This is a genomic window from Caproicibacter sp. (assembly GCF_046707225.1).
Classification (GTDB): Bacteria; Bacillota; Clostridia; order Oscillospirales; family Acutalibacteraceae; genus Caproicibacter.
In genome coordinates, this window is the sequence record NZ_JBJKOP010000036.1 from 383,292 (window position 1) to 395,573 (window position 12,282).

Below are 12,282 nucleotides of genomic sequence, written 5' to 3' on the forward strand. Positions count from 1 at the left end.
GTGCGTTAAAGGAGTGTATTAAAAATGGATCGTTTGCTGACTCTTCTGAATGAAAACGCCCGGCTGTCGGTGAAACAGCTTGCCGCAATGCTGGAAAAAACAGAAAATGAAATAGAAGACGAAATCGCGGCTTATGAAAAGGCGGGAATCATCCGTGGCTACAAGGCTCTGATCAACTGGGAGAAAGTCGATAAAAACAAGGCCAGCGCTTTGATTGAGCTGCGGGTATCGCCTAAGCGGGAACGGGGATTTGATGAAATTGCAAACAAAATCATGCAGTTCGAAGAGGTGGAAAGCGTCTACCTGATGTCGGGCGGATATGACCTTGCGGTCAAGGTGCACGGCAAAAGCATGCAGGACATCGCCATGTTCGTCATGCGCCGCCTTTCCACGCTGGATTCCGTGCTTTCCACCGCAACCCATTTCATCCTGACCCGGTATAAGGATGGGAACGTCATCCTCAATACGGAGGATGAAAAGGACGAAAGAAGGAGTGTGCTCTGTGATTGATTACGAGCGCATGCTCAACAGCGAAGTAAAAAACATGAAGCCTTCTGGCATACGCCGTTTTTTCGATATTGCAAGCGAAATGGACCATGTGATTTCCCTTTCGATCGGCGAGCCGGATTTTACGACGCCCTGGCACGTTCGCGAAGAAGGGATACGATCGCTGGAAGACGGTAAAACATGGTACTCCCCCAACCGCGGTTTTTTGGAGCTTAGAGAGGAAATCTGCCGGTTTCTGAAGCGACACTGCCATCTGGATTATGAACCGAAAACGGACATCGTAGTAACGGTCGGCGGCAGTGAAGCGATCGACCTGACGATCCGGAGTCTGATCGAACCCGGGGAAGAGGTTTTGATCCCGGAGCCGAGTTTTGTCTGCTATAAGCCGCTGACCATCGCATCGCGCGGCGTGCCGATTGTGCTTGAAACGAAACAGGAGGATCAATTTCGGCTGACGGCGGAGGAACTGGAAAGCAAAATAACGCCGAAGACGAAACTGCTGATTCTGCCGTACCCCAATAATCCGACGGGAGCCGTTATGCGCCGGGAAAATCTTGAGGCGGTCGCAGAGGTTGTGGAGAAACATAATCTTTTTGTCCTTTCGGATGAAATTTACGGGGAGCTTACTTACGGCGATTACCGGCATGTATCTTTTGCGGAGATCGGCGGGATGAAAGAACGGACGGTTCTGGTCAACGGCTTTTCAAAAGCGTTTGCCATGACGGGCTGGCGGCTGGGCTATGCCGCGGGGCCGAAAGAGATTATCCGGCAAATGACAAAGCTCCACCAGTTCGGCATTATGAGCGCGCCTACCACCGCGCAGTACGCGGCCATTGAGGCACTGAAAAACGGCGATGGGGATATCGTATCGATGCGCGATCAGTACGACCTGCGCAGAAGACTGATTGTCGACGGATTTAACGCAATGGGTCTGAGCTGCTTTGAGCCGGAGGGAGCGTTTTATGTTTTTCCCTGCATCAAAAGCACGGGCCTGTCTTCGGAAGAATTCTGTGAAAAACTGCTTTATGCGGAAAAAGTAGCGGTTGTACCGGGCAATGCGTTCGGCGATTGTGGGGAAGGATATATCCGGGTTTCCTATTCTTATTCCATCCGCCATATTACAGAGGCCCTGTCAAGAATCGAACATTTTCTCCGTACAATGCCCGGTGACCGCAATGCCTGATTTTACGGAAAATGCCTATGCGAAGATCAACCTGACACTGGACATAACGGGGAAGCTGCCTAACGGGTATCATACGATCCGGTCGGTTTTCCAGAGTATCACCCTTTCCGACCGTGTTTCGTTAACGGAGACTTCGGACGGTGAAATTCATCTGTCCGGCAGAGTGAAAGAATTGCCCTGCGGAAAAGAGAATACGGTTTATCGCGCTGCTGAAGCATTTTTTCAGGCGACCGGCCTTAAAAATCCCGGCGTTTCTTTTTTCCTTGAAAAACGGATTCCCTGGCAGGCGGGGCTGGGCGGCGGAAGCGCGGACGCCGCGGCGGCGCTTCGGCTTCTGAACCGAACTTGTCATACCGCGCTGAGCGAAGCGGAACTCTCTGAAATCGGGTTGACCGTCGGTGCGGACGTGCCGTTTTGTCTGCTGAACGGCACGGCGCTTGCGGAAGGAATCGGCGAGAAGTTGACAAGGCTTCCGCCGCTTCCGCCTTGCCGTATCGTCGTATGCAAGCCGGAAGCCGGCATCGGAACAAAGCAGGCCTATGAAGCATTAGATCGGAGCGGAATCTTTTTCGACTGCGATACGGACCGGATGCTGGAAGCGCTTCGGCGCGGAGATTTTTCAGAAATCGCGGCGCAAACGGGAAATGCTTTTGAAAAGACCGTTCCTTTGCCGGAAATAAAAAAAATCAAACGGCGAATGCTAGAGGCGGGCGCGGCCGCTGCGTGCATGTCGGGCACCGGTTCGGCGGTCTTCGGACTGTTTGATCGGCAAGACCGGGAGAAGAGCTGTGCAGACGATTTGCGGCAAATCTATCCGAATGTGTTTGTCTGCAAGCCGTTTTTTCCTGATTGATGAAGAAGAGGAACTCCGGATTGACCGGGGTTCCTCTTCTCAGTTTTCATTTAAAAAGCTTTTCCGGGGTGTGCGTAATGACGCGCTTTGTGTCTTGGAATCGGAATTTTTTTCAGACCTTCAAAAATCAGATATCCGGTCAGACAGCCGGCGGCGCTTAAAATTGCTTCTGCTATACTTACGTTTCTGACGGCAGAGCGTGACAGAATGTTTGCAATCAGCTGAAAGGATTCCAAACAGATGCCGCCGAGGAGTGAGACAATCAGCATTTTTCCCAGGCGTATTCCGGAGTCTGCGGCGGGAATCAGAATCCCAATCGGGATGAAAAGCAGCAGGTCGCGGAGCAGAGTTGCCAATACGTCGCCGACGCCGAAGGAGGAAATCAGAAAAGGATTCCATTCCGCAGCTTTAAGAGCTTTTGCCGCCGCAGCCGCGTCCGGAACCAGAAAGCTCCGAAACGTCAGGCACTGACCGGTTTGCATCAGCGCGGCGACGTAAAGGAACAGAAGGGCAATGCTCAGCTTTTGTGCAAGCTCTTTCTTTCGGAAGAATAGGGGCATACAGACACAAAAAAGAACGATCCCCCAGAATAGGGCGGTCGCGATGCCGATCTGTGCCGGAAACAAAAGCTCTTTTGCTCCGATCGCCAGATTTGTTAAGGATTCCTGCATTTTTACACTTCCTTTTTATTTTGATCATAGCAAAAATATTTTAAAGAAAAAAGAATAAAATGGGAAATTTTGGACAATGCTCCTTTTGCAAATAAAAAAGGAGCTGTTTTATGAAAATATTTGGAAAAGCGTTGTGCCTGGCATTCGTGATTGCCGTTTTACTTAACTTCACAGGATTTACAGCCGGATGCGAACAAATTCCTTCTCAGGTTCTTCGGCTGCATGTTCTTGCAAATTCCGATACACAGGAAGACCAAAGCCTGAAATTGAAGGTTCGCGACCGGATTCTTCAGGAGAGTTCCGGAATGCTGGATGATGTTCACAACCGTAATGAGGCGGAAAAGGCCGTAAGGCAAAGACTTCCGCTTTTAAAAGAAGCCGCGCAGAACGAAATCGAAAAGCAGGGATATGATTATCCTGTACAGGCGAAACTTGCGAAAACATATTTTACAACCCGAACCTATGGGGACGTAACCCTGCCGGCGGGTGAATATGACGCGCTGGAAATCACCATCGGCTCCGGAAAGGGTCACAACTGGTGGTGCGTTATTTTCCCGCAGCTCTGTCTGCCCGCGGCGCAGGACAAAAAGCAGCTGGAGGATGTTCTGAATCCGACGGAGCTGAAAATCGTCCGGGACGGCGGCGGATATCAGATCAAATTTAAAACCGTCGAATATTACGAACAGCTCAAGCAGTGGCTGGAGCAGCGATAACCGAATTCGGGAATTCAGACGGCCTTTTTTCACGCGGCGTTTTATGCTATACTTTCTCAAAAGGGAGTGGGGCGTAAAATGCTGCGTTTTGTTTTGGGCCGCGCCGGCAGCGGGAAAACACAGGCCGTCCGGAATAAATTGAAAAATCTGGCGCAAACGGGGGAAGAACGGCTGATGCTGCTTGTGCCGGAACAGGCTTCTTTTGAAAACGAGCGCGCAATGCTTCGGATTTTGGGGCCGGTTCTCGCCCGCCGCGTGACCGTAACCAGCTTTTCACGGCTCACGGACGAGGTCCTGCGGGGTTGCGGCGGCTTCGCCGGGCGGCGGCTCGACGACGGCGGACGGAGTATTTTTATGAGTCTCGCGCTGGAGCAGGTCAAAGATCAGCTGGATGTCTATCGGAAGAATTCGGAAAGCACCGAACTGATCGGACTTCTTCTCAGCGCATGCGCCGAATTTAAGATGTGCGCGGTTACGCCGCGCGACTTGTCCGCCGCCGCGGAACGGATGCGGGACGGTACGCTAAAACGGAAAATATCGGAACTGTCCCTGATCTTTTCCGCTTACGACGCGCTGGTGTCGCAAAGCTTCGTCGATCCGCTCGACGATCTGACAAGGCTGAAAGGCGCGCTGAGTGAACACAGCTATTTTTCGGGCTATACTGTTATGGTGGATTCGTTTCAGAGCTTTACCGTTCAGGAGTACGACGTATTATCCCTGATTTTGCGTCAGGCAAAAGAGGTTTGCGTCGCCCTTTGCACGGATCGTCTCGACGATCCGGAATGCGGGGCGGGCCTGTTTTCCCTGATTCGCAGAACCGCGAAAATTTTAGTCAGAATCGCAAGGCAAAACGGAGTTCCGGTCGCGGCCCCAAATGTTTTGGAGGGCGGCGCGCGGTTTCAAAGCGAAGACCTGAAAGCGCTGGAAGGCGGAATCTATCGTCCGGCCCATCAGAAACCGTTTGAGGGGGAATGCAAAGCAGTCGCCGTTTACGAGGCGAAGAACAGCTATGACGAGTCGGCGTTTGTCGCCGCTACCGTCCGGCGCCTTGTGATTGACGAAGGATACCGTTACCGGGATTTTGCGGTGATTGCAAGAAATCCCGAATCTTACCGGGGAATTCTGGACGAAGCGCTTGAAAAATGGGAGATTCCTTATTTTATGGACAGGCCGGAGGAAATCGACGCGGAACCGCTGATGCGGTTGGTTCTGTCCGCGTTTCAGATTACGCAGAACGGATTTCGTTCCGACGATATTCTGCTCTACCTAAAAACCGGGCTGTGCGGCCTTTCACCGGATCAGATTTCTCTGCTGGAAAACTATACGTTTTTGTGGAGCATCTCCGGCCGCAAATGGCTGGAGGAATGGACGGACAGCCCGGAGGGCTTCACTGAGCGAAAGCCGGGTGATCCGGCAATGCTTTCCGAGATCAACCGACTTCGGAGCATGGTCGTCGAACCCCTGAAGCATTTTTTTGAAAGGACGGAGGACGCGGACGGAACATCGATTGCCGCGGCTGTGTTCCGCTTGCTTGAGGAACTGGGCGCGGCTGAAAATCTAAAACAGTTTGCCGGTCAGCTGTCGGATGGCGGGGATCCGGCGCTGGCGGACCGGGAACTGCGCATCTGGGATCTGCTGATGGAAATTTTGGATCAGACGGCTTTGGTAATCGGAAAAAATAAAATTTCCGCAGCACGTTACGCCGAACTGCTGCGGCTGGTTATCCTGTCCAGCCGCATTGCAAGCATTCCGCAGGGGCTGGACGAGGTATCCGTCGGCGCCGCGGACCGTTCGCGCCCAGAAGAACCGAAAATCGTTTTTCTGGTCGGATGCGCGCAGGGCGAATTTCCCCTGTCGCCCGGCGAGGGGGGGCTCATCAGCGACAGGGAACGCCATGAGCTCATCAACCTGGGATTGGAGCTGAACGACACGGCGGAGGGCGCCGCGATCCAGGAACGATTTCTTGCCTATTCTTCCATGTGTGCCGCTTCCCGGAAGCTTTATCTCAGCTATCCGGTTTCCGATGCGGAAGGAAAGGCGAATTCTCCCTCCACAGTTATAACGGAGGCGCTGGCTGTTCTGCCGAAAGCGGAACGGTGGAACGAGCTTTTGCTCGAACAGACGTATTTTGCCTCGGCACGGCGGCCTTTGCTGGAACTAGCGGCACAGAGATGGAGTACGAACGACAGGCTGTCCGCCACCTTGAAAGAGCTTATGAATCGTTACGGGAAGGACCGGCGGCTGGCCTCGGTCGCCAACGCGGCGGAAAAACAGCCTTTCCTGTTCGGGGATGCGGGCAAGGCCCGCGACCTTTTCGGCTCGGATCTCCGTGTTTCGGCGACACAGATTGAAAAATACCATTTGTGCCGCTTTCAGTACTTTTGCCGCTACGGAATCGATGCCCGCGAACGGAAAACGGCCGAACTCAACGCACTGGAATATGGCAGCTTTATGCACTACCTGCTGCAAAGACTGTTTCAGGAGGTCGGAAGCGCAGCTATTTCCATTCTTGACGATGCCGGGCTTCGAGCCGCCATTCTGAATTTTATGGACGATTATGTAAAAACCAGGTTCGGCGGCCTTTCCAACAAAACCCCGCGGTTTACATATCTGATCACCCGGATTGCCGATTCCGCACGGATCATTGCCCGCCGTATCGCACAGGAGCTAGCGCAGAGCGAGTTCGAACCCGTTGACTTTGAACTCCCGATCGGCCATGCGGTGCCGGCCTTGGAAATTCCTCTTCCCGATGGAGGAAAAGTAAGCATCGACGGAAAAATCGACCGCGTCGACGTGATGACCCGCGGCGGGACTTCCTACCTGAGAGTCGTGGATTACAAAACCGGACAGAAGGAATTTCGCCTTTCAGACGTAATTTACGGAATGAACCTGCAGATGCTGATTTACCTTGCCGCACTGTGTGAGAACGGAAAGGGGCGGTACGGTGAAATTCTTCCCGTCGGCGTTCTGTATATGCCCGCAAACCGTCCGTCGCCGTCCGCGGAGCGGGGGACCGCAAGCGATAAATTGAAAAAGGAATCGGACAGGCAGCTTCGGATGGACGGCCTGATTTTGAACGACGCAGACATCGTCGCCGCAATGGAACCGGACGGAAAGGGCGTTTTTATTCCGGTGACCTTAAAGAACGGAGCTCCGTCGGGCAGCGGTCATTTGGTCACGGACCGGGAACTAAAACAGGTTCTCCAGTATATCCGCGGCCTGATTGAAACAATGGCGACCGAGCTAAAGCGGGGGAATGTGTCCGCTGTTCCGCTGTCCGGCGGATATGATGCCTGCGCTTGGTGCCCTTACGGGGCGGTCTGCGGCCATGAGAGAGACGACCCGGAGCGTGAAATGCAGAAATGGGACCGCGACGCCGTGCTGGCGGAACTTTCGAAAAGGGGGAAGACGACATGAGCAGAAACTGGACGCAAGGCCAGAAGAACGCGATTTATGCGCGAGGCGGAACCCTTCTGGTTTCCGCCGCCGCCGGCTCCGGCAAAACAGCCGTCCTGGTCCAGCGCGTTATTGAGCGAATAGTCGACCCGGTCAGCCCGATCGACGCGGACAGGCTGCTGATCGTCACGTTTACAAAAGCCGCCGCCGCAGAAATGAGCGGCCGCATCGCCGCGGAAATCGCCCGGATGTTGGAAAAGGATCCCGGAAACGTTCGGCTTCAGCGCCAGCAGATTCTGCTTTCCCGCGCGAAAATCGGAACAATCGACTCCTTTTGCAGCGATCTGGTGCGCGAGAATTTCTTTAAACTGGGAATCGCGCCGGATTTTCGGATTTTGGACGACGGGGAAATGACCGTTCTGCGCGCTCAAATCATTTCGGACACGCTGGACGAATTCTACGAAGCGGAGGAACCCGAATTCTTTGATTTTGTCGAGGAGTTTTCATCCGGGCGGGATGACGGCCGCATCGCCGACACGGTGAACCGTTTGTACGATTTTGTACGTTCTCATCCGTTTCCAGACCGCTGGCTTTCGGAAAAGTCGGCCTTGTACGACGATTCGGTTCCCCCGGAAGAATCTGTCTGGGGACGTGCGATTCTTTCCTATGCGGAAGAAGCGGTGGAGTACGGAATTTCGGTTACCGGAAATTCCCTTGCCCGCATGAACGGCGACGAGGAGCTCGACGCCGCATATTCCGACGCCTGCCGGTCGGACCTTGCAAACCTGCTGAGTTTAAAAGAAGGCGTTTTGTCCGGCGACTGGGACCTTTGCTCTCTCCGCTGCGCCGGGTTTTCATTTCCTAAATTCAAGCCGGTTCGAGGCCGCTCGGAAGATCCTCTGAAAAATTCAATTTCCGATGCGCGAAAAGAAATCAAGTCCTTGGTCGGCCGCCTTACGGTTCTGTTTTCCGGCTCCGGGGAGGAGTGGACGGAGGAGATTTCCCGGCTTGCTCCGGCCGTGCGCATGCTGTTTCGTGTTACGGAGCGGTTTGGCTCTCTGCTGGCGCAGAGAAAGGCGGAGCGCCGCGCGGCGGATTTCAGCGATTTGGAGCATTGGGCGCTGAAACTCCTGGTTCGCGCCGCGGAAGACGGATTCGAGCGGACTCCGGACGCGCTGGAGATTTCCGAGCAGTACGAAGAGATTATGGTGGACGAATATCAGGACACCAACGAAGCGCAGGATATGATTTTTCGCGCGATTTCCCGCAACGAAACCAATCTGTTCCTCGTCGGGGACGTCAAGCAAAGCATTTACCGGTTCCGGCAGGCGATGCCTCAGATCTTTTTAAAGCGGCGCGCGGCTTTGCCGGATTACGACCCGGAGAATGAAACGTTTCCCGCCTGCGTGATTCTCGACCGCAATTTCAGAAGCAGAAGCGGGGTAACGGGGGCGGTTAATTTCGTTTTCCGGCAGCTGATGAGCAAAAAGGCGGGCGAGCTGGATTACACAAAGTCGGAGGAGCTGGTACCCGGCGCCGATTATCCTTTTCAGGAGGAGCCGGCGGCCGATCTGGAAATCATCGATCTTTCCGGAACGGAATTCCGGAAAGACTCCGATATGATCCGCGCGGAATGCCTGCGCATCGCGGAGCTGATCTACTCCATGACAGACGGTTCGCATACTGTAACGGACCGCGGCAGGCAAAGGCCGGCGGTTTACCGGGATTTCTGCATTCTGCTTCGCAGCGCCAACCGGTATGCGCACGAATACGCAAGGGAGCTTTCGGCACTTGGAATTCCGGCGTGGGCTGATACGGTGGGCGGATTCTTCACCGCCAGCGAGGTCCGCACCGCCTTGTCGCTGCTTCAGGTGATCGACAATCCGATGCAGGATATTCCGTTGCTTGCAGTTATGATGAGCCCGATTTACGGCTTTTCACCGGACGATGTCTCTGAAATTAGGCTGCATGACCGCGCGGGCCGGCTTTATCCCGCGGTTGCTTCGTCTGCGCGGGCCGGAAACCGGAAAGCCGCCGAATTTCTTGAAGAGATCAAGCGTTTTCGGACTTTGTCCGCAACCATGCCCTCAGACCGGCTGATCCGAACCGTTTACAACTCAACGGGCCTTTCGGATCTGGTTCAGGCCATGCCGAACGGAGAACTGCGGCTGGCGAATCTTCGCCTGCTGCTGACCTACGCCCGAAAATACGAATCATCCGGTTACAACGGGTTATCCGGCTTCCTCCGTTTTATTGAGCGTATGCAGAAAAGCCGCGCGGACCTTTCCGCGGCTTCTACCATCAGCGAATCGGCCAATGTGGTGCGAATCATGAGTGTGCACCACTCGAAAGGGCTGGAATTTCCGATTTGCATTCTGGCCGGCTGTTCGCGCAGCTTTCATCGGGAGCGTTCAGACGTTCTGCTGCATCCGGAACTCGGCCCCGGTATTCGACTGAAGGACCCTGCCACCGGCGCCCGCTGTTCCACAATGGTCAGGGAAGCCGTCGGGCTGGAGCAGGAGCGGGATGAAATGAGCGAGGAGCTGCGCGTGCTTTATGTCGCGATGACGCGCGCGAAAGAGAAACTGATTCTGGTCACAACGCTCGCGGACGCCGGCGGAACTCTTGCCTCCCTTGCTTCCCGGGTGACGGGTGGGGCTCAGATTCAGCCCTACGTTGTGCGCGGCGCGTCCTGCATTTCAGACTGGCTGCTGCTCTGCGCTCTCCGCCATCCGGACGGCGGCTCTCTTCGTGAGATTGCCGGTGCGTCCGACGAAATCACAGTGGGGGGCGGGGAGCATTGGGCGGTTCATGTAACCCATCCGCGGGCGGAGGAATCCGCGGAGCCGGAAATTACAGAGAAGTCCGAAGCAGCGGCAGATTCCGCTTTGCTTGACAGACTGGAGGCAGATCTGAATTATTCCTATCCGTATTCCGGACTGAACGGCATGTGCGCGAAGGTTGCCGCGTCCGAGCTGGCCGCCGGGAAATTCTCCGCACGGTACTCGGCGTCTGCCCGTCCCGCGTTTCTGGGCGAAACCGGCCTGACTCCCGCGGAGCGCGGCACGGCGCTGCACGCCTATCTTCAGTTTGCGGATTACGAAAAGTCGGCGGCCGCTCCCGACGGGGAGCTTTCCAGACTGGTGCGGGAAGGTTACCTGACCTCCTGGCAGGCTCAGGCGGTTGACCTGAAGGCGGTTCAAACATTTTTGCAAAGCAGGGTCGCAAAGAGGATGCTTGCCTCTGCCCGCATGGAACGCGAGTTCCGTTTCACTGTGGAGATACCGGCGGGAGAGGTTCGTCAGGAGCTTGACGCGGAATTGTCAAAAGAATCTGTGATTCTGCAGGGCGCGGCGGACTGCGTGTTCGAGGAACCGGACGGCCTTGTGATCGTTGATTATAAGACGGACCGCACGGGAAACCCGGAGGAACTCTGGCGGCGATACAGGGAACAGCTGGATTGGTACCGGCGCGCATTGGAGCTTTGTACGGGAAAAAGGGTAAAACAATGCATGCTTTACTCGTTTGCCATCGGTGCGGAAATTACGGGTACGGGAAATAGTTCTTGACAAAAGCGTCGGGTGTCTTTATAATAGATAACTGTAAAACAAAGCGGGATACACTCTGATGTTGTATTTCCACCTGTGGGGTAATGTCCGTCACGGGTCAATACGTTTGATTGTTCCTTTTGGAGCAAAACTTGGTATTGATGCGCGGGCGGATAGTTGTGCCCGCGCTTTTATTATTTGTTGATTGACGTGTTATGGAGGTGCTTAACTATTAGCAACAAGGAACTTCAGGTTAACGATCAAATTCGCGACAGGCAGGTGCGGTTAATCGGTTCGGACGGCAGCCAGCTCGGTTTGATGTCATCCGCGCAGGCCCTGCAAAAAGCCATGGAAATGAATCTGGACCTGGTCAAGATTGCTCCTCAGGCCAGCCCGCCGGTCTGTAAGATCATTGATTACGGCAAATTCAGATTTGAGCAGGCCAAACGTGAAAAGGAAGCCAGAAAAAATCAGCATATTGTTGATATTAAGGAAATCCGTCTTTCGCTGAATATCGATGTTCACGACTTCAATACGAAGCTCGGTCATGCGGAGAAATTTCTGAAAAGCGGAGACAAGGTAAAGGCTTCTATTCGTTTTCGCGGACGCGAGATGGGCCATCCGGAACAGGGCTATGATATTATGAAACGCTTTGCCGAGGCTCTGAGTGAAATTGCAAACGTTGAAAAACCGCCCAAGCTGGAAGGACGCAACATGTTGATGTTCCTTGCTTCCAAGCCCGTTAAGTAAAGTTTTAAGGAGGGGCAGTCATGCCTAAAATCAAAACACATACCGGCGCAAAAAAGCGCTTTAAGCTTTCCAAAAACGGTAAAGTTATCCGCGCTCATGCCAATAAATCGCACATTCTCAATAAAAAGTCCACAAAGCGCAAACGCGGTCTGCGCAAGACGGTTTCCGCCGACAAGACGAATGTGGCAAGCATTAAAAAGCTGATTCCCTATAAGTAAAGACTGCTTGGAAAATGGAAATTGACCATTTATTGGAGGTAATAGAATGGCACGTGTTAAGGGCGCGTTGATGACGCGCAAAAGAAGAAAAAAGACGTTAAAACTCGCAAAGGGTTATTTCGGTTCCAAGAGCCGTCATTTTAAAATGGCGAAACAGGCCGTCATGAAGTCCGGCAACTATGCGTTTATCGGACGCAAGGCCAGAAAAAGGGACTTTCGCCGTCTGTGGATTACCAGAATCTCGGCTGCCTGCCGGGCAAACGGTGTCAGCTACTCCATGTTCATGAACGGACTGAAAAAAGCGGGCGTTGCGCTGAACCGTAAAATGCTTGCTGAAATCGCCGTTGCGGATGAGGCGGCATTTAAGAGTCTGGTTGAAAAAGCAAAATCCGCTGTTTAAATAATCATTTACTGCGCCCGGTTGGTTCCGGGCGCTCATTTTA

The 12,282-nt window shown here is 53.9% G+C and carries 10 protein-coding genes; 9 read left to right on the plus strand and 1 reads right to left on the minus strand.

All coding sequences use genetic code 11. The annotated features are described in order from the left end of the window. Positions 1-24 precede the first annotated feature (24 nt). Genes ACLQ3M_RS11030 through ispE form a run of 3 tightly spaced genes read left to right on the plus strand, consistent with a single transcriptional unit; the run spans position 25 to position 2,543 of the window. Entirely contained in the window at positions 25-510 is a 486-nt protein-coding gene (locus ACLQ3M_RS11030) for an Lrp/AsnC family transcriptional regulator (RefSeq protein WP_411677737.1), read from the plus strand. After that, a complete protein-coding gene (locus ACLQ3M_RS11035; RefSeq protein WP_411677768.1) occupies positions 506-1,690 on the plus strand; it encodes an aminotransferase class I/II-fold pyridoxal phosphate-dependent enzyme in 1,185 nt (394 codons plus the stop codon). Before ACLQ3M_RS11030 ends, ACLQ3M_RS11035 begins: the two co-directional genes overlap by 5 nt. Beyond that, positions 1,683-2,543 carry a 4-(cytidine 5'-diphospho)-2-C-methyl-D-erythritol kinase gene (ispE, locus tag ACLQ3M_RS11040; protein ID WP_411677738.1) on the plus strand — a complete coding sequence of 287 codons (861 nt, stop codon included), beginning with the start codon at positions 1,683-1,685 and terminating at the stop codon, positions 2,541-2,543. The genes ACLQ3M_RS11035 and ispE overlap by 8 nt, the downstream gene beginning before the upstream one ends. A gap of 50 nt (positions 2,544-2,593) precedes the next feature. Here the strand turns inward: ispE and ACLQ3M_RS11045 are convergent, their stop codons facing one another. Beyond that, positions 2,594-3,214 (minus strand): VanZ family protein, encoded by a 621-nt coding sequence (locus ACLQ3M_RS11045; RefSeq protein ID WP_411677739.1) that lies wholly within the window; start codon positions 3,212-3,214, stop codon positions 2,594-2,596. A gap of 110 nt (positions 3,215-3,324) precedes the next feature. Here ACLQ3M_RS11045 and spoIIR point away from each other — a divergent pair, with 110 nt between their 5' ends. The 6 genes from spoIIR (at position 3,325) to rplT (ending at position 12,239) form a co-directional block, all read left to right on the plus strand. Further along, positions 3,325-3,927, plus strand: coding sequence for a stage II sporulation protein R (spoIIR, locus tag ACLQ3M_RS11050; RefSeq protein ID WP_411677740.1), 603 nt, complete (start codon positions 3,325-3,327; stop codon positions 3,925-3,927). Between the two features lie 78 nt (positions 3,928-4,005). Beyond that, the gene (locus ACLQ3M_RS11055) at positions 4,006-7,344 is read left to right on the plus strand and encodes a PD-(D/E)XK nuclease family protein (protein ID WP_411677741.1); all 3,339 of its coding nucleotides are present in this window, start codon (positions 4,006-4,008) and stop codon (positions 7,342-7,344) included. Next, the gene (gene addA / locus ACLQ3M_RS11060) at positions 7,341-10,892 is read left to right on the plus strand and encodes a helicase-exonuclease AddAB subunit AddA (protein ID WP_411677742.1); all 3,552 of its coding nucleotides are present in this window, start codon (positions 7,341-7,343) and stop codon (positions 10,890-10,892) included. The genes ACLQ3M_RS11055 and addA overlap by 4 nt, the downstream gene beginning before the upstream one ends. Positions 10,893-11,081: 189 nt before the next feature. Then, entirely contained in the window at positions 11,082-11,621 is a 540-nt protein-coding gene (gene infC / locus ACLQ3M_RS11065) for a translation initiation factor IF-3 (RefSeq protein ID WP_411677769.1), read from the plus strand. A 20-nt stretch (positions 11,622-11,641) separates the two neighbouring features. Continuing rightward, positions 11,642-11,839 (plus strand): 50S ribosomal protein L35, encoded by a 198-nt coding sequence (rpmI, locus tag ACLQ3M_RS11070; RefSeq protein WP_066650556.1) that lies wholly within the window; start codon positions 11,642-11,644, stop codon positions 11,837-11,839. A gap of 46 nt (positions 11,840-11,885) precedes the next feature. Then, positions 11,886-12,239: a 50S ribosomal protein L20 gene (gene rplT, locus ACLQ3M_RS11075; RefSeq protein WP_066650555.1), complete on the plus strand. Its 354-nt coding sequence runs from the start codon at positions 11,886-11,888 to the stop codon at positions 12,237-12,239. The last annotated feature ends 43 nt before the right edge of the window (positions 12,240-12,282 follow it).

Coding starts and splice junctions, on each gene's coding strand:
- ACLQ3M_RS11030 (WP_411677737.1), top strand. CDS start 25: ATGGATCGTTTGCTGACTCTTCTGAATGAAAACGCCCGGCTGTCGGTG.
- ispE (WP_411677738.1), top strand. CDS start 1,683: ATGCCTGATTTTACGGAAAATGCCTATGCGAAGATCAACCTGACACTG.
- ACLQ3M_RS11045 (WP_411677739.1), bottom strand. CDS start 3,214: ATGCAGGAATCCTTAACAAATCTGGCGATCGGAGCAAAAGAGCTTTTG.
- spoIIR (WP_411677740.1), top strand. CDS start 3,325: ATGAAAATATTTGGAAAAGCGTTGTGCCTGGCATTCGTGATTGCCGTT.
- ACLQ3M_RS11055 (WP_411677741.1), top strand. CDS start 4,006: ATGCTGCGTTTTGTTTTGGGCCGCGCCGGCAGCGGGAAAACACAGGCC.
- addA (WP_411677742.1), top strand. CDS start 7,341: ATGAGCAGAAACTGGACGCAAGGCCAGAAGAACGCGATTTATGCGCGA.
- rpmI (WP_066650556.1), top strand. CDS start 11,642: ATGCCTAAAATCAAAACACATACCGGCGCAAAAAAGCGCTTTAAGCTT.
- rplT (WP_066650555.1), top strand. CDS start 11,886: ATGGCACGTGTTAAGGGCGCGTTGATGACGCGCAAAAGAAGAAAAAAG.